We start from the raw sequence: 21,796 nt of genomic DNA, 5'->3' as shown, positions 1-21,796 counted from the left end.
AGCAAGGGCCTGGTCGTGTCCGGTGTATGGCGAATGCCGGTGTCCGGAGCTGGGTGTGGGACTCGCCGGTCTGAGTGTGGGACTCGCCCTCGCTGAACGTGGGACTCGCACAGCACATCGGCGAGTCGCACACTCCAGCCCGGCGAGTGCCACGTTCACGCCGACGAGTCCCACAATCACCGACAGCCGACCACACCCACTGACCTCAAGAACCCCACCAGCCACACCGACACCACTGAGGCGTCGCGGACCCACACATACGACACAAGAGCCACTTTTGCGCCCTCGTTGAGCTCTCAAACAGGGCACTCTTGCACAAAAGTGCCTTCCTTGCGGACGCTAAGCATCGCAACTCGACGGCGAGTTGCGGACGTCGATGTCCGCAGTGGTGCGCTTTTGTGGGGTGTCTTGGAAACCGTGAAGGCCGCCCTCGCCGCGGAACGCGACGAGGGCGGCCTTCACGCCGACATCAGGACCGTGTCAGGCGGGGGGCTGGCCCCACCACTCGGTACGGGCGCCGCCGATGAAGTCCCACAGCTGGATCAAGGTGCCGTTGCCACCGGCGGACCCCTGCGCGTTCAGGTACCGGCCGCTGGCACCGTTCTGGAGGCGGGCGTAACCCTCCGGGATCACCGTCTGACCCCACCACTGGTTCTTGGCGCCACCGGCGTAGTCCCACAGCTGGACGCGGGTGCCGTTGGTCTTGATCGAGCCCAGGTCGGCGTCGAGGTACCGGCCGTTCGCGACGTTCTGGAAGCGCAGGTAGCCCTCGGGGATCTGCGTGATGTAGAACGCCTGGTTCGCCGCGGTGTTGTCGCAGGTCCAGAGCTGGACCCTCGTGCCGTTGCTGCCGAGGGAAGCCGTGTCGGCATCGAGGCATCGGCCGTTGTTCAGCCCGGACGGGATCAGGTAGGCCGCGGTGTCGGCCGGCGCGGCGGCAACCCTCGAGCTCTTGGCCGACCCATGCAGCTGCGCCGGGATCAGGTGCATGTTCTTGATCGCGCTCTGTACGAGCGCGCCCTGCGTGGGCGTCTCCGCCGCGCCGGCCTGCGGAGCCGTGGCCAGCGCGAGCACGCCGGCCGCCGCGGCCACCGTCGCCAGGAGTCGCTTCGTCTTCGTCATCTTTCCCCTTTTTCCGATGTCCCAGTCGAGGGGACACCGAAAGCCGGGCACCGGACACCCGTCTCGTGATGGTGGTACGGCGAACGCCGTGTGAAACTCCCCCTCGGAAAAACCGCGTCAGCGGATTTCCTTGATCGATCATTCTCGTTCCGCCGGTTCCGGTCGACAACATTGCGCGCCCGCGCAATAACGCAGGTCAGCCATGTAACGACTTCGCCCGATCGGACGAACAAGAAGCGTCGGTATCTAACGTGGAGGGGGTTCCGCGATGCGGCTGGAACTGACCGTCCACGATCTGACGCGCGTCGGGCTGGCCGGCGTCGACCCGCTCGTCGAGCTGACGGCCAGCCTGCGACTGCTGCAGAGCCGTGACGGCACGACGGCGTTCGCCTGGTGGAGACGCTGGGCACGGCACCACCTGCCGTCCTCGGCCCGCGCGCTCGCGTGGCTGTGCCGGCCTGGGGTTGCCGTGCCGGCCTGCCTCGTTCCGTTCCCCGGCCGCCCCGACCTCGAAACCGCCTTGGCCGCGGTACGTGAAACGAGCCCTGAACGGCTTCACGAGGACGTGCTTCGGGCCGCCGACGGACATGCAATCCCACCCTGGGCGGCTTCGCTGGCCGACGGGCACATCGGAACCCTGGTCACGGCGCTGCGCGACTACTTCGAGGCCGCGCTTACCCCACATTGGCCGACGGTGCGTGCCCAGGTCGAAGCCGACCTTGAGCGCCGGACCCAGACCCTGCTCACCGGCGGGGTGTACGCGCTGCTGACCAGCCTTCGACCACTCGTGACCTGGTCGTCCCCGACGACGGCCGCCGATGCCGGCGTGGAAGACGTCCGGCTCGGCGGCGCACGGCTCGTCCTGCTGCCCGCGTTCTTCTCGATCGCGCCGGAGATCCTCACGGCGTACGACGGGCAGCCCGCAAGACTGGTCTACCCGTCCGAGCGAACCCTTTCCCCAGCGCGCACCAACCCTGGCGACCAGCGCAAAGCACTGGCCGACCTGCTCGGTCCGACGAGGGCCGCCGCCCTGCGGACGATGGCCGCCGGATGCAGCACGTCCGAACTCGCCGCGCTGCTCGGCGTGACCCCGTCCGCGGTCAGCAAGCACACGGCGATCCTGCGGGAGGCGGGCCTGATCAGCACCCACCGCGACCGCAACACCGTCCTGCACTCGCTGACCCCGTTGGGCAGCGCCCTACTGGCGAACTGAGTTACTTCGGTTACGCGGTGAGCTTCGGCAGAACCTCGCGGCCGAAGGTCTCGAGCCACTTGTCCTGGTTCAGGCCCACGTTGTGGATGTAGATGCGGTTGAACCCGGCGTCGATGTACTTCTGCAGAGACGCGCGGTGGACGTCCGGGTCGGACGAGACGACCATGCGGCCCTCGAAGTCCTCGCGCCGCACCAGCTTCGCCATCTGCGCGAAGTCGAACGGCGAGCGGACGTCGGCCTTCGGGAACTTCATCCCGCCGTTGGGCCACTGCTCCATCGCGTTCGTCCACGCCTCTTCGTCGGAGTCCGCCCACGAAAGGTGCACCTGTAGGAGCTTCGGCATCTCGTCCGGGTCCTTACCGGCCTTCTTCGCGCCCTGGTTGAAGTTGTCGAGGATGCCCCCGAGCTTCTCGATGGACGCGCCGGGCGTGATCAGGCCGTCGGCCAGCTCACCGGTCTTGCGGGAGGTGTACGGCCCGGCCGCGGCGATGTACACCGGCGGCGGCGGGCCGTCCGGCAGCGTCCACAAGCGACTCGTGTGCAGCTTGAAGAACTCACCGCTGTGCTTGACGTCCTTGCCGGTGAACAGCTTCCGGATGACCTCGAGGGCCTCGAACATGCGCTTGACGCGCTCCGGGGCCTCCGGCCAGTAGCCGCCGATGATGTGCTCGTTGAGCGCCTCGCCGGACCCGATCCCGAGCCAGGTGCGGCCGGGGTAGGTGGCCTCGAGCGTCGCCGCGGCCTGCGCGACCATCGCCGGGTGCAGGCGGAACGACGGGCAGGTCACCCCGGGACCGAGGTCCCCGGTCGTGTTCTCGGCCAGCGAAGCCAGCACGCTCCAGACGAACGACGCCTGCCCCTGCTGCGGGACCCAGGGCTGGAAGTGGTCCGCGGCCATCTGGCCGGAGAACCCGTTTTGTTCGGCCAGCGCCGCCAGCCGAATCGACTCACGCGGCGAGAACTGCTCCAGCGCCGCCGCCATGCCGATCTGAACGTCACTCACACGTATGTCCCATCTGGTTCAGGTGTACTTCTCAGTGGTACTGCTCAGTGGTACTGCTCAGTGGTACTGCTCAACCAGCTTCGCCAACTCGTGGAACCGGCCGTTGGAAAACGCGTCGAGACTCGCCGCCTCCTGCCCCCTGCCGAGTACGTCCGGCCGGATCGATCCGTCGACAACCAGCGTCGTCACCCCGAATTTCATCGGCTCACCGGTATTTCGCGGCGAGCTCGGCGAACTTGTCCAGCGCGGTCAGCGTCTCGGCTTCCGGAACGGTGTCGAGGAAGAAAGTGACCGATTCGACACCGGCCTCCCGGTGACCCGACAACGTCTTGTCGTCGTCGGGGCTGCCGAAGACGGTGAACGGCACGTTCTCCCGGCCGTGGTCGACGAGCCACTGCCGGACACGCACGATCTCCTCCGGCTGCGTATTGCCACGCGGGAGCCACGCGTCGCCGTACTTCTGGAGGCGGTCCAGGGCGGCCGGGCTCTCGCCACCGATGAAGATCGGCGGATGTGGCTTCTGCACCGGCTTCGGCCACGCGAAGATCGGGTCGAAGTCGACGAACTTGCCGTGGAACTCGGCCTCGTCCTTCGTCCAGATCTCCTTGAGCGCGGCGAGCTGCTCGTTGATCAGCGAACCCCGCGTCTTCGGGTCGGTGCCGTGATTACGCATTTCCTCCCGGTTCCAGCCCACTCCGACGCCGAAGGCCACGCGCCCGCCCGAAAGCAGGTCCAGGCTGGCGACCTCCTTGGCGGTGTGAATCAGGTCGCGCTGGATGAGCAGGGCGATGCCGGTGCCGAGGATGAGGTTCTCCGTCACGGCGGCGACGGCCGTCAACGTGACGAACGGGTCGAGCGTCCGGTAGTAGACACGGGGCAGCGGTTCGCCGCCGGGATACGGGCTCTCACGGCTCGCTGGGATGTGCGAGTGCTCGGCCAGGAACAGCGAGTCGAAACCTCGCTCTTCCAGCGCCTTTCCCAGCTTGCCGGGCCGGATGCCCTCATCGGTCACGAACGTGGCGATTCCGAATTTCATACCTTGATCGAACCACGGGAGCGGCCGTTGTGTTCCCTGGACTGGCCGTCCATGACTCGTGAGTGTTCCGGCCGGTTAGAAGGCGTCCGGAACACTCACGAGCCCTAGACGTTCCGCCGGTACTGTCCGCCGACCTCGAAGAAGGCGTCGGTGATTTGACCCAGCGAGCAGACACGGGCGGCGTCCATGAGCTCACCGAACAGGTTTCCGCCCCGCGTCGCGGCCGCGCGCAGGGACTTCAGCGCTTCCTGCGCGTCCAGGTCGTGGCGGTGCTGGAAGTCGGCCAGTCGCTTGAGCTGCGACTCCTTCTCCTCCTCGGTCGCCCGCGCGAGCTCGACGTCCTGCTCGTGGGCGTCCGGGTGCTCATTGCGGAACGTGTTCACCCCGACGATCGGCAACGTTCCATCGTGCTTCAGCCGCTCGTAGAGGATCGACTCGTCCTGGATCTTGCCGCGCTGGTAGCCGGTCTCCATCGCGCCGAGCACACCGCCGCGCTCGGAGATGCGGTCGAATTCGACCAGCACGGCCTCTTCGACCAGGTCGGTGAGCTCGTCGATGATGAACGCGCCCTGCAGCGGGTTCTCGTTCTTCGAGAGGCCCCACTCCTTGTTGATGATCATCTGGATGGCCATCGCACGCCGCACCGAAGACTCGCTCGGCGTGGTGATCGCCTCGTCGAAGGCGTTGGTGTGCAACGAGTTCGCGTTGTCGTACAGCGCGCACAGCGCCTGCAGCGTGGTGCGGATGTCGTTGAAGTTCATCTCCTGCGCGTGCAGCGAGCGCCCCGACGTCTGCACGTGGTACTTCATCTTCTGCGACCGGTCGTCGGCGCCGTAGCGCTCGCGCATCGCGACCGCCCAGATCCGCCGCGCGACCCGCCCGAGCACGGAGTATTCCGCGTCCATCCCGTTGGAGAAGAAGAACGACAGGTTCGGCGCGAAGTCGTTGATGTCCATACCGCGCGCGAGGTAGGACTCGACGTAGGTGAAGCCGTTGGACAGCGTGAACGCCAGCTGCGAGATCGGGTTCGCCCCGGCCTCCGCGATGTGGTAGCCGGAGATCGACACCGAATAGAAGTTGCGCACCCCGTTCCGGATGAACCACTCCTGGATGTCGGCCATCATCCGCAGGCTGAACTCGGTGGAGAAGATGCAGGTGTTCTGCCCCTGGTCCTCCTTGAGAATGTCGGCCTGCACGGTGCCGCGGACGTTGTGCAGCGCGAACTCCCGCAGCTCGGCGGCCTCGTCCGTGCTGGGCGCGCGGCCGTTCTTCGCCTCGAACGCGGTGAGCTGCTGGTCGATGGCCGTGTTCAGGAAGAACGCCAGGATCGTCGGCGCCGGGCCGTTGATCGTCATCGACACCGACGTGCTCGGCGAAGTCAGCTCGAAGCCGTCGTAGAGGGCCTTCATGTCCTCGAGCGTCGCGATGGACACCCCGGAGGTGCCGACCTTGCCGTAGATGTCCGGCCGGGTGTGCGGGTCGTGCCCGTACAACGTCACCGAGTCGAACGCCGTCGACAGCCGCTTCGCGTCAGAGTCGGCGGAGAGCAGCTTGAACCGACGGTTGGTCCTGAACGGGTCACCCTCGCCGGCGAACATGCGCGCCGGGTCCTCACCCTCCCGCTTGAACGGGAAAACGCCGGCGGTGTAAGGGAAGTATCCGGGAAGGTGTTCGCGGCGCAGGAAGGACAGCAGCTCGCCTGGGTCGGTGTAGCGCGGCAAGGCCACGCGCGGGATCTTGTTGCCGGACAACGTCTCCCGGAACAGCGTCGTGCGCAGCTCCTTGTCCCGGATCTTCACCACGAGCTCGTCGTGACCGTAGGACTCGGCCAGCTCGGAGTACCGCGCCAGGAGCTTTTTCGTGTAGTCACTGACGTTTTCATCGGCATCTTCGAGCAGCTTCTCGATCGCGTCGACGTCGGCCCCGGCAGCGGCGAGGGCGTCCTTCGCCGCGGCGAAGTGCTCACGCGTACGCACCGCGTCGACCTGGGTCCGGGTCTGTGCGTGGTAGCCGCGCACGGTGTCCGCGATGTCCGCGAGGTACCGGGCCCTGGACGACGGGATGATCGTGCTGGCGTCGGTGGACACCTTGCCCTCAACATGAGGCAGCATCCCCGGCGCCACGGGGAGCCCGTGCTCGGCGAGGGTGTCGCGCAGGTTCTGGTAGAGCGCGGTGACGCCGTCGTCGTTGAACTTCGCCGCGCTGGTGCCGAACACCGGCATCTCCTCGGGCGCGGAGGAGAACGCCTGGCGGTTGCGCACCATCTGGCGGGCGACGTCGCGACGCGCGTCCTCGGCACCACGGCGTTCGAACTTGTTGATCGCCACGGCGTCGGCGAAGTCCAGCATGTCGATCTTCTCAAGCTGGGACGCGGCGCCGAACTCGGGCGTCATCACGTAGAGCGACTGGTCGACGTAGTCGACGATGCCGGCGTCACCCTGGCCGATACCCGGGGTTTCGACGATCACGAGGTCGTACCCGGCGGCCTTGCAAGCCAGCACCGCCTCGCTGAGGCCGGTCGGGATCTCACCGCTGGCGGTCCGCGTGGCGAGCGAGCGGAAGAACACCGGCGAACCGTCGAGGCAGTTCATCCGGATCCGGTCGCCCAGCAGCGCTCCCCCGCCCTTGCGGCGGGACGGGTCGACGGCGAGGACCGCGATCCGCAGCTTGTCCTCCTGGTCGAGCCGGAACCGGCGGATCAGCTCGTCGGTGAGCGAGGACTTGCCCGAACCACCCGTTCCGGTGATGCCGAGCACCGGAACCTGACGCGCCTTCGCGGCCTCGGTGATCGCGGTGAGCCAGTCGGCGGGGAGTGCTTCGCGCTGTAGCTGGGTGATGACCCGCGCGAGCGACGGCACGTCACCGGCGAGGAGCTTGTCGACCGACCCCGGCGAAACCGCCGACAGATCGACGTCGCACTCCTTGATCATCAGGTTGATCATGCCCGGGAGGCCCAGCTCGTAACCGTCCTCCGGGGAGAAGATGCGCGCGACGCCACGGGAGTGCAGCAGGTCGATCTCCTCGCGGACGATGACCCCGCCACCGCCGCCGTAGACCTTGATGTGGCCGGCGCCGCGTTCCGCGAGCAGCTCAACCAGGTAGCTGAAGTACTCGACGTGCCCGCCCTGATAGGCGCTGATCGCCACGCCCTGGACGTCCTCGGTGATCGCGGCCGTGACGACCTCGTCGACCGAGCGGTTGTGCCCGAGGTGCACGACCTCGGCCCCCTGCGACTGCAGGATGCGCCGCATGATGTTGATCGACGCGTCGTGCCCGTCGAACAGGCTCGACGCGGTGACGAACCGGACGGGGTTCGCGGGCCGGTGGAGTTCAGCGCTCATCCACCTAAAATACTAGGACTTCCTACTATTTCAAGCCCACGTAACAGCACGTGACGGGCATCTCAGATCAACTGGCCCGCGAACCTACTTCGCGTTGGCCGCCCGGAGCGCGATCCACTGCCGCATCGCGTACTCGACCAGCGTGATCAGCGTCTGCTTCGTCGACTCGCGGTCCCGCGCGTCACAGCGCACGATCGGGATGCTCGGACTGATCGACAGGGCCTCGCGCACGTCGTTGATGTCGTGCTGGAGGATGCCGTCGAAGCAGTTGACGCCGACGATGTACGGCAAGCCGCGGTCCTCGAAGAAGTCGACGGGCGCGAACGAGTCGGCGAGCCGCCGGGTGTCCGCGAGCACGACCGCGCCGATCGCGCCCCGCACCAGGTCGTCCCACATGAACCAGAAACGTTGCTGGCCCGGTGTGCCGAACAGGTACAGGATGAGGTCCGCGTCCAGCGACACGCGCCCGAAGTCCATCGCCACCGTGGTGGTGGTCTTGTTCGGGGTGTTGTCGATGTTGTCGATACCGGCACTTGCATCCGTCATCACCGCTTCGGTGGTGAGCGGCACGATCTCCGACACCGATCCGACGAAGGTCGTCTTCCCGGCGCCGAAGCCACCGGCCACCACGATCTTGGCCGATGTCATGGTCGGAGGCGCGGTCTCCCGCGGTGCCTTAAAGCCGACGGAGTCCACTCAAAACCCTTTCCATCAACACCAGATGCGCCTCGGCGCCGTCACTGCCGGTTATGGTCTTGTGCACGGTGACCAGGCCGGCGTCCGCGGCGTCGCTGATCAGCACCCGTGCCACACCCAGCGGTACGCGCAAGGCCGCCGCGATCTCGGCGACCGAACGCGGGGTCCGGCACTCTTCCATGATCGAGAAGCTCTCGACCTGTTCGGTTATCGCCGGCGATAGCGCGCCGGCGATGCTTTCCTTCGTGGAGACAAGTGTCTCCAACTCCAGTGCGTAGTTGGATTTGGTACGCCCACCGGTCAGCGCGTAGGGCCGCACGATGGCCGTTTCCTCGGCCGGGTGAAGATCCGGCTCCGAAGTCTGCCGGTAGTTCGGGTAGTCCGGGTAACCGGAATCGGCCACGCCGGCGTCGAACAGCCCGCCGGGCGTCGTGATGAGCGAGTCTGTCCGGCCTGGGGGAGAGACTACTGAGGTCACGCGGTCTCCTTGGTCAGTCGGGGGCGTAAGTGCGGCCTGCTCGTCCGGGTTACCGTCCCGAGCCTGGCCTTCGGTGGTCTCCTTGTTCTTCTTGCGCTTCCGACGACCACGGCGGGAATCGAGCGCGAAGCCGTTGAAGACATCGGCGAAGGTGCCGTCGTCCCCACCTCGGGCAGCAGAACCGACCCCCACTCGCGGGGGCTGATCACCTGCTGCCGGCTCCTCACCGGAGAACCCGGGTCCCGTGCTCATCGAGATATCATCCCACCGGTTCACCGATCAGCGACCCACCCGCACCCTGAAGCTGCGCACGCAGCTCGGGCGTGAGGATCTGGCCGACCCGGTCGACGAGCATGGTCATCTCGTAGGCGACCTGGCCGATGTCGCAGTTCGGGGCGGCGAGGATGGCCAGGCACGAACCGTCGCTGATCGACATCAGCACCATGATGCCGAGTTCCATCTCCACGACCGTCTCGTTGACGGCCCCCGCTTCGAAACACCGTGCCGCTCCCTGGGTCAAACTGACGATTCCGGACGCGACCGCGGCGAGCTGGTCGGCGCGGTCGAGCGGCAGCCGGTTCGAGCAGGTCAGCAACAACCCGTCCGCCGACACGACCACGGCGTGCGCCACCCCCGGCACCCGCTCGGCGAAGTCGTTGACCAGCCACCCGAACTGATTCTGCTGGGGCTGTGCACCATTCGGCGAGGTCATTCACCCTCCAGGGTTTCTTGGTTGCCTTCGGTCGATTGAGCTGTCCGGTGCCGTCCGCGCTGAATTCCCTGCTGGAAACTACTCAACCTTCCACGCACGTCATGAGCGTCGCGCTCCGGGCGGGGACCTGGCGGCGCCACCGGCGGTGCCGCACTGCCGGGGAGCAGCTGCTCTCCTCGGCGGCGCCGGGGCAACCCGGCGGGCGTGTATGTCGACGGTGCGGGCTGAGACGCCGCCTGCACGGTCCGCCAGCTTTCATCGGATCCGAACACCCATTCTGCCGTCGCACCCAATTCGGATGCGGGGATCGAAACCGGCTCCTGGACCGGCGCAGGCGCTGATGGTACCGGCGAGTCCGTCTTGGTCACCCGCTGCGGCAGAACCGGGCTCGGTTCCAGGGCGGCAGCAGTGGCTTCAGGGGCTGCTTCCGGGGCTTTTTCGGGCTGGGTCTCGGCAGCTTTCGGCGCCTCGGCGGCTTCGCTCGCCGCCTCGACACCGATGTCGCCGGTAACTCCGGTGACCTCGTCCGACGCCTTGTCGACCGGCCCTTCCGAAGCCTTGTCCGCCACCTTTGCAGCCGATTCCGCGGGCTTGTCCGCAGTCTTTTCCGAGGCCTTTTCCGACACCTTGCCCGCGGGCTTCTCGGTGACTGTGGCTTCGGTGGCTTCGGTTGCTTCGGCCTGCTCCTTGGTTGCCTTGCGGCCGCGGCTGACGCCCTGCTGGAAGCTGCTGAGCCTGCCGCGCATCTCGGAGGGATCGCGGGTCGGCCATTCGGCGACAGCCGGGCTCTCGCCGACCGGTGTCGCCGGCTCGGCGGGAGCGGCACTGCCCGGCATCAGCTGCTCGCCGCGACGCCGGATCGGCAGCCCCGCTTGAGTGAGCGTCGACGGCGGCTGCGCCTGGGTGACCGCCTGGACGGTCCGCCAGTTCTCGTCGCTGGCGAAGTCCCAGCCGGTGAGCGCCTTCGTCTCACCCTCTGCCGACGCTTCGGCAGCCGCTTCTTCCGGCGCCTTCCCGTCCGCCTTCTCTTCTGCGACAGCAGGCTTCGCCGGCACCGGCGCGCTGCTGCGGAACCACGCCGACAGCATCTCGTCGAAGATCGGCGTGGTCTCCGAAGTCGTCTCCGCCTCCGTCGGCGGCGGCACCACGGGCGGAGTCGCCCGCTGGGGCAGCGAGCCCGCGGCCTGGTTCCACCACTCGGTCAACGCGGTGCCGTTCGCGGTGAACAGCGCCTTGCCGCGCGGGAGATCGCCGTCGTCCACGACAGGCGGAGTTGTCGGCGGCTTCAGTGCCTCCGGAGCCTCCGGAGCCTTCGGGGACGTCGGGGGTTTCGGGGGCTCCACCGGCGCAGTCGGCCGCGTGGGCAGCTGCTGCGGGACGAGCGGCGACGCCGTCAGGCCCGGCCACGACGGCGGAGCGGCCGGGTCGTCCGACTTGATCGGGCTGAACAGGGCCGTCCCGGAGACCTCGAGGTCCGACGGCGGGCGGACGACAGGCGCGTGCCCGTTGACCACGGTCGGGTCACCCGACGAGCGTCGGTCGCCCTGCGGCGGGACGGCGATACCGGGCCTGGTCGCCCCGTTGACCGTCCGCTGCCGCCGGGGCAGCGCGCCCGGGGTGCCGATGCCACCGGCCACCGGCGGCCGCTGGTGCGGCTTGGCCGCCTCCGGCGCCGGCGGTGCCATGACCAGCTCGGCAGGCACGGTGACCGTGGCACGGACACCGACGATGTCGCGGCCGCCGAAGAGCGAGACGCCGACGCGGTGCCGGCTGGCGAGCCTGCCGACCACGAACAGGCCCATCCGCCGTGAGGTGGCCAGGTCGACCGAGCCTGCCTCGGTGAGCCGTGTGTTGGCCTCGGCGACTTCGGCTTCGTTCATGCCGATGCCCTTGTCGAGGATGTCCACCGACAACGAGCCGTCGTCGGCGAGCCGAGTCGCCATGGTCACGTGCGTCTCCGGGGCGGAGAACGCTGTCGCGTTGTCGAGCAGCTCGGCAAGCAGCCGCATCAGGTCACTGGCGGCGTAGCCGACGATCCGGGCGACGGGCGGCGGCTGGACGACGACCCGCTGGTACTGCTCGATCTCCGACACCGCGGCGCGCAGCACGTCGGTGGTGCTGACCGGCTGGCCCGACCGCCTGCTGGGCTCCGAGCCCGACAGGACCATCAGGTTCTCGTTGTTCCGGCGCATGCGGGTGGCGAGGTGGTCGAGCTGGAAGAGGGTGGCGAGCTGGTCGGCGTCCTCTTCGTCGCGTTCGAGCCGCTCGATCAGCTGCAGCTGACGCTGCACGAGGCTCTGGCTGCGGCGGGACAGGTTGACGAACACGCTGCCGTAGCCGGTGCGCATCGCGGCCTGCTCGGTCGCGAGCCGCAGCGCCTGGTGGTGGACAGCGTCGAAGGCCCGAGCGACCTCGCCGATCTCGTCGTTGACCGTGATCGGCACCGGCCGGACGTCGGTGCCCTGTGTGCGGCCCTCCTGGATGTTGCGGACGGCGGCGGGCAGCTGCTGCTCCGCGACGTCGAGCGCGCTGGCCCGAAGGATCCGCAATGAACGCAGCAGCTGGCGGGTGATCAGGAAGACGACCGCGGCGGCCAGCACCAGTGCGCCGAACAGCAGCACCGCGAGCACGCCGGCCCCGCTGCTGGAGCTGTCCACCAGTCGTGCCGACGTTGCCTGGATCTGCTGCCCCACCCGGCCGGCGACCTGGTCGATCCCGGTCAGCACGGCGGTGGACGCGTCGTCCCACTGCTGGCCGGACAACTGCCGCAGGGACTGTTGGGTCGGGGTGTCCGAAGCCTGCAGGACGCCGTTGGCCAGCGCATCCCTGGCGTCGAACCGCGCGCCGGGCACAGTGGCGGCGAAGTCCGCGCGCTGCTGCGCGGTGGCGGCGGCGCGGAAGTCGTCGAGCCGGTCGCCCAGGCGTACCTGCGCGGCCCTGGCCAGCACCAGCTCGGTCGGCGCGAGGTTGCCGCGCCCGATCCCGTAGTCGATCAGCGCCTGCGACAACGACACCTGCTCGCCGGCGACCTGCAGATCGTGCAGCGCGCCCGGCGCGCCACCGATCGTGTCGTCAGTGACCCCGGCCGCGAGCGAGGTGTCGAGGTTCAGCAGCGCGGTGGTGATTTCGGTGTAGCCGGTGATCGCCTGCACCGGGTCGAGCTGGCCGGCGGCGGCCTGCTGCCGGAGACCGGCGAGCTTGGCGAGCGCGGTGGACGTATCTCTGACGGGTGCGGCGATGGCGCTGTCCAGCGCGACGGCACGCTGGCTGGCATCGGCGAAGGGGGCGACAGCGCGGTCGACGTCGGTGCGCGCGGACGTCAGCGCGGGGGTACCGCCGACGGTGCCCGCGGTGAGCACCGCGGCGGCCTGGGTGCGCTCCCGCTGCAGGTCCGCGAGCAGCGTGCGGACGTCCGAGCTGAGTGTGACGAGGCGGTCGACGCGCTGGTAGCCGTCGGACTTGCCGACCTGACCCGCGATCGTCGTCACGCCCAGTACCAGGGCGATGATGATCGGGATCAGCGTGACGGCGGACAGCTTGACCGGAAGGCTCCAGTCACGCCAGCGCACCACCGCGCTCCAGCCGCCCCATCGCCGTCGTTTCTGTGGTCGGCCGAGCAGCTTCCCAACAGGCACTTGGCCTTCTCCTGCAACCGTCACGAAGGTGACTCCCTGTCCGGCGGATTCGATCCGGGTCGGCGGTTCACGGCGCGGTGGCCGCGGCCTGCGCCCCGGTGCGCCGGCCGGCGGTCCGCCGGTCGCCCCGGGTGCTGTGCTCGCGCCACATCCGTTCCATCCCTGCCGATCCGCGTCCGGCGTCTGGTCGTTGTTCGCCCGGGGGGTGCCCCGGGAGGGTGCTCAGGTCCGTCGCCGGACCGCGGGTGATCGATCCCGGTGGACACGGCCGGGTGACACGCGCTCTTCGCCAGACGGCTGTGCGCGGCAGTGCCGGTCTCTGCCGGTCTGCCTACCTCGCATGATGCGAAGTGCACGGTCTCGAAGATCACTCTCGTACCTGTCCAGCTCGGTGCCCATCGATCACTGCGGTCAGCTTGGCGAAAGAATCGTACACCAATCCCCACGCCGTCAATTGTCTTCAGTTCACCGGGGCTGACCAGCGGAAATGCCAATTTGGCCAGATTTTTGCAAGCACTATTCGGAAGATCGCCGACGGACGGGGAATTTCGGTTACAGCACGCTGAGTATTCGCGGACCACCGTGTCACCCATTTAGCCCACGGAGAGTAGTCGAACCCCCCGAAAGGTCTACTGAGCGTGCCCCCAACGGGGGGTCAACCCCAAATGTGTGCACGATGTTGTGGCATCGCCCGGATCGCGTAATAGTCGGCCCCGACATGGCGATTCCTGACCGGATCGAGATCCTCGGCAGCCGTTCTTCACCACCCGGGCGGGTGAAGTGGCCCGGCCTGAGGTGCCACTGGCCGCCTCGCTCACCGCGCCGACTACCAACCGTAGCAATTGCGTCCAAGAACGACGGACCTACCCTGTCCAACGGCGTCGGATCCCCCATTCGCTGGCACCGTAACCGCACTGCGTCACCGTCGTTATTATCGTCCGAGTGATCTGCCCGTGATCGGGGAGACAACGGCCGTTAACCGGGGAAAGCAAATACCAGGTAAAACCGGGTCCACCGCTTTTCCGGGCGTTCCGGCCGCTGGTTACTATGGCCGCCTTGAAGGCCCGCGAGGGCGCGGAACGATCCGCGAAGCACGGACGCCGTGCCCAGCCATGGGCCGAAGTCCCCGGAGGCATCCATGTACGACATCCCCCAGTACAGCGGTCCTCAGCCGGGCGGCACCCCGAAGAACGGCCCCAAGCCGGACGATCCGCTGGCCGGCGGGCCGCGCAAGCCGCTGCCCGCGCGCATCCGCCCCGGCAACCCGCGGCCCGGCGGCCCCTCCCCTCGCAACGCGCTCGAGGAGACCGGCCAGATGCCGGCGATGTTCGCCCGGGAGCAAGTACCGCACCTGCCGTCCCTGCCGCCGGTCCCCGACGGCCCCGACTACGCCGGCATCCAGCGCAGCGCCGCGTTCGTCGACCTGCGCGGCCGGCTGCGGCGGTTCATCTTCCCGATGAGCCTGCTGTTCTTCGCCTGGTACCTGACGTACGTGCTGCTGGCGGCCTACGCGCACGACTTCATGAGCCGGCGGGTGTTCGGCGAGGTCAACGTGGCGATGCTGTTCGGCCTCGGCCAGTTCGCCAGCACCATCCTCATCACGATCGCGTACCTCAAGTTCGCGAAAAAGCACGTGGATCCCCAGGTCGCCGAGATCCGGGAGCAAGCAGGAGTAATCATCCGATGACCACCACCCTCGCAGCCACCACCCCGGCGAGTAACCCGACCGTGAACATTGCCGTGTTCGGGGTGTTCGTCGTCATCACCCTGTTCGTCGTCTACAAGGCGAGCACCCGCAATTCGACGACCGCCGACTACTACGCCGCGGGCAGCGCGTTCACCGGGCGTCAGAACGGCATCGCACTTTCGGGTGACTTCCTCTCGGCGGCGTCGTTCCTCGGCATCGCCGGCGCCATCGCCATCCACGGCTATGACGGGTTCCTCTACTCGATCGGCTTCCTCGTCGCGTGGCTCGTCGACCTGCTGCTCCTCGCGGAGCTCCTGCGCAACACCGGCCGGTTCACCATGGGTGACGTGCTCAGCTTCCGGATGAGGCAGCCCCCGGTCCGGGCCGCCGCAGCTACTTCGACGCTGGTCATCACCTTCTTCTACATGCTCGCCCAGATGGCCGGCGCCGGCGGCCTGGTCGCTCTGCTGCTCAACGTCCACGGCAAGCTCGCCCAGTCGCTGGTCATCGCCGTGGTCGGCATCGTGATGGTGCTCTACGTGCTGGTCGGCGGGATGAAGGGCACGACCTGGGTGCAGATCATCAAGGCGGGCATCCTGCTGCTCTGCGCCACCCTGATCACCGTCTTCCTGTTCGGGAAGTTCGGCTTCAGCTTCTCCAACATCCTGTCGGCGGCAGCCCAGCGCAGCCCGCTCGGCCAGCGGCTCCTGGAACCGGGCGGCCAGTACGGCGCCAACGGCACCACCAAGCTGGACTTCGTGTCGCTCTCGCTCGCGCTGGTGCTCGGGATCGCGTCACTGCCCCACGTGCTCATGCGCTTCTACACCGTGCCGAACTCGACCGAGGCCCGCCGCTCGGTGGTGTGGGCGATCGTCACCATGTTCATTTTCTACCTGTGCACGCTGGTCATCGGCTTCGGCGCGGCGGCGATCGTCGGGCCGTCCGAGATCCTGTCCGCGCCCGGCGCCGAGAACTCCGCCGCGCCGCTGCTCGCGCTGCACATCGGCGGCACGCTGCTGCTGGGCATCGTCGCTGCCGTCGCGTTCGCGACCATCCTCGCGGTGATCGCCGGGCTGACCATCACCGCTTCGGCCTCGTTCGCCCACGACGTCTACGCCAACATCTTCAAGCACGGCCGGGCCGACCCGGTCAAGGAGGTCCGGGTCGCGCGGATCACCGCGGTGCTGATCGGCCTGCTCGCCATCGCCGGCGGCATCCTGGTCAACGGGCAGAACATCGCGTTCCTCGTCGGGCTGGCCCTGGCCGTCGCGGCCTCGGCAAACTTGTCGAACCTGCTGTACTCGCTATTCTGGAAGCGGTTCAACACCAGCGGGACGCTTTGGGGCATCTACGGCGGCCTCATCGCCTGCCTGCTGCTGGTGCTGTTCTCCCCGGTCGTGTCCGGTGCGCCCGACGCGATCTTCAAGAGCGTCGACTTCCACTGGTTCCCACTGAAGAACCCGGGCCTGGTGTCGATCCCGTTCTCGTTCATCTGCGGCTTCTTCGGCACCGTCTTCGGCCGGGACAAGGCCGACCCGGCACTACAGGCCGAGATGGAGGTCCGCTCCCTGACCGGCATCGGCTCGTGAGTGTTGCGGAACGCCCGGGTGCGGGTGTCCCGCAGAGCACAGCAAGCGGCCGGAACGCTGACGAGTCCGCCCCTCTGACACAGTCGTGGGGTGACCGAACAGATCCAGCGATGGCTCGCCGAACGCCGCCCGCCGACGCCGTGCCTGGTCGTCGACGTCGACGTGGTGACGGCTCGGGCACATACGGTGATCAGCGCCTTTCCCGGGGCGCGGATCCGCTACGCGGTCAAGGCCAACCCGGCGCCCGCGGTGCTGCGCGCGCTGATCGCGGCCGGTATGGGTTTCGACGTGGCCGGGCGGGCGGAGATCGAGCTGTGCCGGTCGCTCGGCGCGGACCCGGATTCGCTGTCCTACGGCAACACGATCAAGAAGCCGTCGGACATCGCGTTCGCCCGCGCCCACGGCGTGCGTGAGTTCACCTCGGACGCCGAACAAGACCTCGTGAACCTCGCCCGGCACGCGCCGGGTTCGGCGGTGTTCGTTCGGCTGCTGGTGGACGGCCCGACCTCGGCGACGCCGTTCGGCCGCAAGTTCGGCTGCGAACCGGCGACAGCGGTGGACTTGCTGGTCCTCGCCGCGAAACTCGGCCTCGAACCGGCGGGCGTCGCCTTCCACGTCGGGTCGCAGCAGCTCGACGTGTCCGCGTGGGAAGTCGCCATCGCCGCGTCGGCCAAGGTCTTCTCCGAAGCCACGTCGCGCGGGGTGGTCGTGAACCGGCTCAACATCGGCGGCGGTTTCGCCACCTCGCACCGCGAACCCGTCCCGTCGCCAGCCGTCTACGCCGAAGGAATCGGCGCAGCCCTGCGCGCGCATTTCCCGGAGAGCCGGCTCGAGTTGACGTTGGAGCCCGGACGGGTGGTCGTCGCGGACGCCGGGGTCATCCGGACCGAAGTCGTCCTCGTGTCGCGCAGGCCGGACCGCTGGGTCTACCTCGACATCGGCCGCTACAACGGGCTGGCCGAGACGGAGAACGAGGCGATCACGTACCGCTTCGTATCCGTCGACGACCGGGGCGGCCCGAGCGGTCCGGTGGTCATCGCGGGTCCGACATGCGACGGTGACGACGTGCTCTACCAGCGGACGCCGTACGAGCTGCCACTCTCGTTGCGTGCGGGTGACCTCCTCGACCTGCCCGGCACGGGCGCCTATACGGCCAGTTATTCGTCGGTGTCGTTCAACGGCATCGAACCCCTGCGGACGTACTGCCTGCTGGACGGCCGGCTCGCCGATGACTGACGAAACCCGGACCGTCGGGGTGTTCGCCGGCCGCCATGTGCTGGCCGAACTCGGCGGGATCGCCCCGGAACTGCTCGACGACGTCGAATTCCTGCGCTCGGCACTGTGGTCCGCGGTGACCGAGGCGGGCGCGACCGTCTGCGACATGCTCGATCACCGGTTCGAGCCCCAGGGCGTCACCGTGCTCGCGATGCTGGCCGAGTCCCACGCGTCGATCCACACCTATCCCGAACTCGGCGCGGTGTTCATCGACGTGTTCACCTGCGGCGACCGCGCCGATCCCGAGCAGGCGGTGCGCCTGTTCGCCGCCGCGCTCGGTACCGACCCCGTTGCACTGTCGACTGTCCGGCGCGGCCATGCCCCGGTCGAAGGAGAACCATGACGACTGACGACGTGTTCTTCTCAGCGGAGGAGCCGAAACAACTGACGACGTGTTCTTCTCAGCGGAGGAAGCGAAATGACTGTTCGGCGCACGGTCTTCGAGCCGCTCGGCCCCGGGCTGAACCGGACGTGGGAGCTCAGCGAAGTCTTGTACGAAACCAGGACACCGTTCCAGAGTGTCCTGATAGGACGGACAGCGCAGGGCGTTTCCCTGTTCTGCGACGACGAACGGCAGAGCACCGAGTCGAGCCAACTGACCTACCACGAAGCGCTGATGGTGCCGACGATGTTGCTCGCGCGGCAGCTTCGGCGGGTGCTCGTGATCGGGTCGAGCGAAGGCGTTGCCAGCGAGCTCGCGGCCGGCTGGGGCGCGGAGCTCGTGGATCACGTCGACATCGACGAAGCCGCGGTCACGGCGTGCGCGGAGTACCTCCCGTACGGCTACACCGTCGAGGCGCTCAAGGAAGCGGAGCGGGGCACCGGGCGGATCCGGATGCACTACCGCGACGGCTGGGAATTCCTCGCCGAAGCCGCACGGGACGGGCACCGCTACGACGTCATCGTCATCGACCTGCCCGACGAGAACGAGAACCCCGAAGCTCAGCACAATCGGTTGTACGGCAAGGATTTCCTACGCCGCTGCGCCGAGCTGCTGACCGAAGGCGGCGTGGTCGGCTGCCAGGCAGGCTGCCCCACCCTCTGGCGCAACTCGACGCTGGCGACGGCGTGGGACCGCTTCTCCGAAGCGTTCGGCACAGTCCTCTACTACGGTTCGGACGAACACGAATGGGCGTTCCTCACCGGCCGTGTCGACCGTCTCGACGATCCGGTTTCGGCCGTGTGCCACCAGCTCCGCGATTCCGCGCGCACCCCGTCCACCCTCGACGAACCCGCTCTGCGCGCCAACACCTTGCCACCCCACTCGCTCCGGACACGCTGACGCCCTGGTGACTCAGGGGACCCCTGGTACGAATCATTCGTACCAGGGGTCCACTGAGCCGAATCGCGAAGCGCGCGATCGGCTAAATGCGACAAGAAGGAGACGTCAGGCTCGGAGCCCGTCGAGCATGATGGAAACCAGGCGGTCGGCGTCCTCGGGATCGGCGTGCTCCACCGAGACGCCGATGCCGTGACCGAGCCGCATGAGGTCGGCCGGGCCAATGTCGAGGCGGATCACCCCGGTGGCTTGCGCCGCGCTCAGTACGGTGCCGGCAGCCTCTCTCATCATGGTCTGACACAGACGGAACGTTTCGGAACCGGAGTCGATGGACGCCTTGAGCGTCATGGCCAGGCTTCGCTTGTTCGCGACCCACTGGACCAGTTCGCCGACCCAGGCCGCCAGCGCCTCGGTGGGCGGCAACTCGGCCAGCAGCTTGGGCGCACGCTCGCAAAGCGTGGTGATCTCACCGCGGTACACGGCTTCATAGAGCGTCTCACGCGTCGGGAAGTGCCGGTAGAGCGTGCCGGCGCCGACGCAGGCCCGCTTCGCGATGTCGTCGAGAGGCACCTCGTTACCACACTCGGCGAAGGCATCCCGGGCCGTGGCCACGATGCGGTCGTAGTTGCGCTGGGCGTCCGCCCGCAGGGGACGGGTGGTCTTGTCCGTCACCATCGGCCACTCCTCCTTGAGCATCCCTGAAGCATAACCGGAGACAATCCCCGAATACCTCTTGCGCAACCGGAGAGTCTCTCCATATTATCTCTCCCAGACGAAGTGGAGAGCTTCTCCACTTATCTGCATCCAGCACATGGAGTATTCCTTGTCTTCCGAGTCCACAAGCACCCAGTTGACCCTGCCTGTGCCCGACACCGTGGCACCACCTCAGGTACGACGGCCGCACCTGGTGCTGGCGATCGTGCTCACCTGCCAGCTCATGCTCATTCTCGACGCGACCGTGATGAACGTCGCACTCCCGAAGATCCAGCACGACCTCGGTTTCACCCCGACCAGCCTGTCCTGGGTGATGAACGCCTACAGCCTCGTGTTCGGCGGCCTGCTGCTACTGGGCGGCCGGGCGGGCGACCTCTTCGGCCGTCGGCGCATGTTCGTCCTCGGCACGGCGTTGTTCACCGCCGCGTCGCTGGTGGGCGGCCTGGCCGACTCGGCGACTTTGCTACTCGTCGCCCGCGTCGTCCAAGGTTTCGGCGCGGCCGCCGCCGGACCGAGCACGCTGGCACTGATCGTCAGCACGTTCACCGAAACCCGCGCCAGGGTCCGCGCGCTGTCGCTGTTCTCGGCGATGTCCAGCGGCGGTTTCGCCATCGGGCTGATCCTCGGCGGCCTGCTCACCGAGTGGCTGTCCTGGCGCGCGGTGCTGTTCATCAACGTCCCGTTCGGGGCCGCGATCATCCTGCTCGCCCCAAGGTTCGTGCCCGAACCGGCACGCCGCAAGGCCCACCTCGACATCCCCGGCGCGCTCACCGGCACGACCGCGGTCGCCGCGCTCGTGTACTCGTTCATCCGCGCCGCGACCCACGGCTGGGGTGATCCGGCGACGCTGGGCTTTCTGTTCGGCGGGTTGGCGGCACTGGCGGCGTTCCTCACCATCGAACTGCGGACGCGGCAAGCACTCATGCCGTTACGCCTGTTCGCCGACCGCAACCGCGCGGCCGCGTACCTGAACTTCTTCATCGGCCCGATGGCGATGATGTCGATGTTCTTCTACCTCACCCAGTTCCTGCAGGAGGTGACGCACTTCGCGGCACTGCAGACCGGGCTCGCGTTCCTGCCGATGGCCGCCGCGATGTTCTCGCTGAGCAGGGTGATCCCGCGGCTGCTCCCCCGGTTCGGCCCGAAACCGCTCCTGCTCGTCGGCACGACGTCGATGTTCGGCGGGCTGCTGTGGCTCACCCAGCTCGACCAGGGCAGCACGTATGTGGCGGGTCTGCTGGGACCGATGCTGCTGATGGGGATCGGCGGCGGGCTGGCGTTCTCGCCGCTCAACATCATCATCATGTCGACCGTGCGGCCCGAGGACGCGGGGGCGGCCGGCGGGGTACTGCAGACGATGCAGCAGGTCGGCTCGACACTGGGGCTCGCCATTCTGGTGACGGTTTTCGGGACGGCCACGCGCTCCGCGTCGACCGCGACGGCTTCGCGCCAGGAGGTGCTCGTCACGGGGATGACTGCCGCCTTCACCACGGCGGCCATCCTCGCCGCGTTCACCTTCGTCGTAGCGCTCACGTTCAAACGCACGCGCTGATGCACACTCTCCGCCACTGATCCCGAAACGACTCGGGGGACCTTCGGTCTGCATCAAGTAGACGAAAGGTCCCCCGAGTCAAGCTTTTCGGCGACTTACAGCTTCCCACCGGCGTCGATACGGTGGGTCACCTTGCGCTCGGCCACGAACGACAGGAACGGGATGGTGCCGGCGATCAGCACCAGCAGGGTGCCCTTGATCGACCACCGGGCCTTGAGTGCCAGGTCGACAGCCAGTACCAGGTAGACCATGTAGAACAGGCCGTGGGTGACGCCGGCCCAGCTCATCATCGCCGGCGAGTCGGCCGCGTACTTCAGGATGATCGCCAGCGTCAGGCAGAGCAGCGCGACACCGGTCGCGTACGCCATCACGCGATAGCGCAGCAGCGGTCCGCGCAGCGACACCTTGGCTCCGGCCGCCGGGGTGTCGCGTTCCTCCGTGGTCACCATGGAAACTGCCTTTCC

The 21,796-nt window shown here is 67.8% G+C and carries 18 protein-coding genes; 7 read left to right on the top strand and 11 right to left on the bottom strand.

From position 1 onward, the window contains the following. Positions 1–480: 480 nt before the first annotated feature. Positions 481–1,122: an RICIN domain-containing protein gene (locus JWQ81_RS00680; protein WP_297536757.1), complete on the bottom strand. Its 642-nt coding sequence runs from the start codon at positions 1,120–1,122 to the stop codon at positions 481–483. Between the two features lie 268 nt (positions 1,123–1,390). On the opposite strand from JWQ81_RS00680, the gene JWQ81_RS00675 reads away from it, so the two are divergent. Beyond that, entirely contained in the window at positions 1,391–2,335 is a 945-nt protein-coding gene (locus JWQ81_RS00675) for a metalloregulator ArsR/SmtB family transcription factor (protein ID WP_297536756.1), read from the top strand. A gap of 10 nt (positions 2,336–2,345) precedes the next feature. Here the strand turns inward: JWQ81_RS00675 and JWQ81_RS00670 are convergent, their stop codons facing one another. The 8 genes from JWQ81_RS00670 to JWQ81_RS00635 all read right to left on the bottom strand — a co-directional run bounded on the left by JWQ81_RS00670 (position 2,346) and on the right by JWQ81_RS00635 (position 13,236). Then, entirely contained in the window at positions 2,346–3,338 is a 993-nt protein-coding gene (locus JWQ81_RS00670) for a TIGR03557 family F420-dependent LLM class oxidoreductase (protein WP_297536755.1), read from the bottom strand. 57 nt (positions 3,339–3,395) lie between these two features. Continuing rightward, positions 3,396–3,539 (bottom strand): hypothetical protein, encoded by a 144-nt coding sequence (locus tag JWQ81_RS00665; RefSeq protein ID WP_297536754.1) that lies wholly within the window; start codon positions 3,537–3,539, stop codon positions 3,396–3,398. 4 nt (positions 3,540–3,543) lie between these two features. Continuing rightward, on the bottom strand, positions 3,544–4,374 hold the full coding sequence (locus JWQ81_RS00660; RefSeq protein WP_297536753.1) for an LLM class F420-dependent oxidoreductase: 831 nt from the start codon (positions 4,372–4,374) through the stop codon (positions 3,544–3,546). Positions 4,375–4,478: 104 nt separating this feature from the next. Next, positions 4,479–7,715, bottom strand: a complete 3,237-nt coding sequence (gene icmF, locus JWQ81_RS00655; RefSeq protein ID WP_297536752.1) for a fused isobutyryl-CoA mutase/GTPase IcmF — start codon at positions 7,713–7,715, stop codon at positions 4,479–4,481. An 84-nt stretch (positions 7,716–7,799) separates the two neighbouring features. Then, positions 7,800–8,411, bottom strand: coding sequence for an ATP/GTP-binding protein (locus JWQ81_RS00650; protein ID WP_297536751.1), 612 nt, complete (start codon positions 8,409–8,411; stop codon positions 7,800–7,802). Further along, positions 8,392–9,141: a DUF742 domain-containing protein gene (locus JWQ81_RS00645; RefSeq protein ID WP_297536750.1), complete on the bottom strand. Its 750-nt coding sequence runs from the start codon at positions 9,139–9,141 to the stop codon at positions 8,392–8,394. The genes JWQ81_RS00650 and JWQ81_RS00645 overlap by 20 nt, the downstream gene beginning before the upstream one ends. Before the next feature lie 7 nt (positions 9,142–9,148). After that, positions 9,149–9,601, bottom strand: a complete 453-nt coding sequence (locus JWQ81_RS00640) for a roadblock/LC7 domain-containing protein (RefSeq protein WP_297536749.1) — start codon at positions 9,599–9,601, stop codon at positions 9,149–9,151. Then, on the bottom strand, positions 9,598–13,236 hold the full coding sequence (locus tag JWQ81_RS00635; RefSeq protein WP_297536748.1) for a nitrate- and nitrite sensing domain-containing protein: 3,639 nt from the start codon (positions 13,234–13,236) through the stop codon (positions 9,598–9,600). Before JWQ81_RS00635 ends, JWQ81_RS00640 begins: the two co-directional genes overlap by 4 nt. 1,315 nt (positions 13,237–14,551) lie before the next feature. On the opposite strand from JWQ81_RS00635, the gene JWQ81_RS00630 reads away from it, so the two are divergent. From JWQ81_RS00630 to JWQ81_RS00610, 5 genes are all read left to right on the top strand, one after another. Continuing rightward, the gene (locus JWQ81_RS00630; RefSeq protein WP_297536760.1) at positions 14,552–14,923 is read left to right on the top strand and encodes a DUF485 domain-containing protein; all 372 of its coding nucleotides are present in this window, start codon (positions 14,552–14,554) and stop codon (positions 14,921–14,923) included. Further along, positions 14,920–16,512, top strand: a complete 1,593-nt coding sequence (locus tag JWQ81_RS00625; RefSeq protein ID WP_297536747.1) for a cation acetate symporter — start codon at positions 14,920–14,922, stop codon at positions 16,510–16,512. Before JWQ81_RS00630 ends, JWQ81_RS00625 begins: the two co-directional genes overlap by 4 nt. Positions 16,513–16,602: 90 nt before the next feature. Continuing rightward, positions 16,603–17,748 (top strand): type III PLP-dependent enzyme, encoded by a 1,146-nt coding sequence (locus JWQ81_RS00620; protein WP_297536746.1) that lies wholly within the window; start codon positions 16,603–16,605, stop codon positions 17,746–17,748. Beyond that, positions 17,741–18,130, top strand: coding sequence for an adenosylmethionine decarboxylase (gene speD, locus JWQ81_RS00615; RefSeq protein WP_297536745.1), 390 nt, complete (start codon positions 17,741–17,743; stop codon positions 18,128–18,130). The genes JWQ81_RS00620 and speD overlap by 8 nt, the downstream gene beginning before the upstream one ends. 75 nt (positions 18,131–18,205) lie before the next feature. Next, the gene (locus JWQ81_RS00610) at positions 18,206–19,069 is read left to right on the top strand and encodes a spermidine synthase (RefSeq protein WP_297536744.1); all 864 of its coding nucleotides are present in this window, start codon (positions 18,206–18,208) and stop codon (positions 19,067–19,069) included. A gap of 105 nt (positions 19,070–19,174) precedes the next feature. Here the strand turns inward: JWQ81_RS00610 and JWQ81_RS00605 are convergent, their stop codons facing one another. Next, positions 19,175–19,762, bottom strand: coding sequence for a TetR/AcrR family transcriptional regulator (locus JWQ81_RS00605; RefSeq protein WP_297536743.1), 588 nt, complete (start codon positions 19,760–19,762; stop codon positions 19,175–19,177). A 208-nt stretch (positions 19,763–19,970) separates the two neighbouring features. On the opposite strand from JWQ81_RS00605, the gene JWQ81_RS00600 reads away from it, so the two are divergent. Beyond that, positions 19,971–21,332, top strand: a complete 1,362-nt coding sequence (locus tag JWQ81_RS00600; RefSeq protein WP_297536759.1) for an MFS transporter — start codon at positions 19,971–19,973, stop codon at positions 21,330–21,332. A 95-nt stretch (positions 21,333–21,427) separates the two neighbouring features. Here the strand turns inward: JWQ81_RS00600 and JWQ81_RS00595 are convergent, their stop codons facing one another. Further along, entirely contained in the window at positions 21,428–21,781 is a 354-nt protein-coding gene (locus tag JWQ81_RS00595) for a DUF3817 domain-containing protein (protein ID WP_297536742.1), read from the bottom strand. Between the last annotated feature and the right edge of the window lie 15 nt (positions 21,782–21,796).

Origin of the sequence: Amycolatopsis sp. (assembly GCF_025464955.1) — a bacterium.
GTDB lineage: Bacteria > Actinomycetota > Actinomycetes > Mycobacteriales > Pseudonocardiaceae > Amycolatopsis.
Note: the sequence above shows the minus strand (reverse complement) of the source record. Positions and strands in the feature narration are given on the sequence as shown.

Excerpts from the sequence above, each read along its gene's own strand:
- JWQ81_RS00680 (WP_297536757.1), bottom strand. The coding sequence starts at position 1,122 with ATGACGAAGACGAAGCGACTCCTGGCGACGGTGGCCGCGGCGGCCGGC.
- JWQ81_RS00675 (WP_297536756.1), top strand. The coding sequence starts at position 1,391 with ATGCGGCTGGAACTGACCGTCCACGATCTGACGCGCGTCGGGCTGGCC.
- JWQ81_RS00665 (WP_297536754.1), bottom strand. The coding sequence starts at position 3,539 with ATGAAATTCGGGGTGACGACGCTGGTTGTCGACGGATCGATCCGGCCG.
- JWQ81_RS00660 (WP_297536753.1), bottom strand. The coding sequence starts at position 4,374 with ATGAAATTCGGAATCGCCACGTTCGTGACCGATGAGGGCATCCGGCCC.
- icmF (WP_297536752.1), bottom strand. The coding sequence starts at position 7,715 with ATGAGCGCTGAACTCCACCGGCCCGCGAACCCCGTCCGGTTCGTCACC.
- JWQ81_RS00645 (WP_297536750.1), bottom strand. The coding sequence starts at position 9,141 with ATGAGCACGGGACCCGGGTTCTCCGGTGAGGAGCCGGCAGCAGGTGAT.
- JWQ81_RS00640 (WP_297536749.1), bottom strand. The coding sequence starts at position 9,601 with ATGACCTCGCCGAATGGTGCACAGCCCCAGCAGAATCAGTTCGGGTGG.
- JWQ81_RS00630 (WP_297536760.1), top strand. The coding sequence starts at position 14,552 with ATGCCGGCGATGTTCGCCCGGGAGCAAGTACCGCACCTGCCGTCCCTG.
- JWQ81_RS00625 (WP_297536747.1), top strand. The coding sequence starts at position 14,920 with ATGACCACCACCCTCGCAGCCACCACCCCGGCGAGTAACCCGACCGTG.
- speD (WP_297536745.1), top strand. The coding sequence starts at position 17,741 with ATGACTGACGAAACCCGGACCGTCGGGGTGTTCGCCGGCCGCCATGTG.
- JWQ81_RS00610 (WP_297536744.1), top strand. The coding sequence starts at position 18,206 with ATGACTGTTCGGCGCACGGTCTTCGAGCCGCTCGGCCCCGGGCTGAAC.
- JWQ81_RS00605 (WP_297536743.1), bottom strand. The coding sequence starts at position 19,762 with ATGCTCAAGGAGGAGTGGCCGATGGTGACGGACAAGACCACCCGTCCC.
- JWQ81_RS00595 (WP_297536742.1), bottom strand. The coding sequence starts at position 21,781 with ATGGTGACCACGGAGGAACGCGACACCCCGGCGGCCGGAGCCAAGGTG.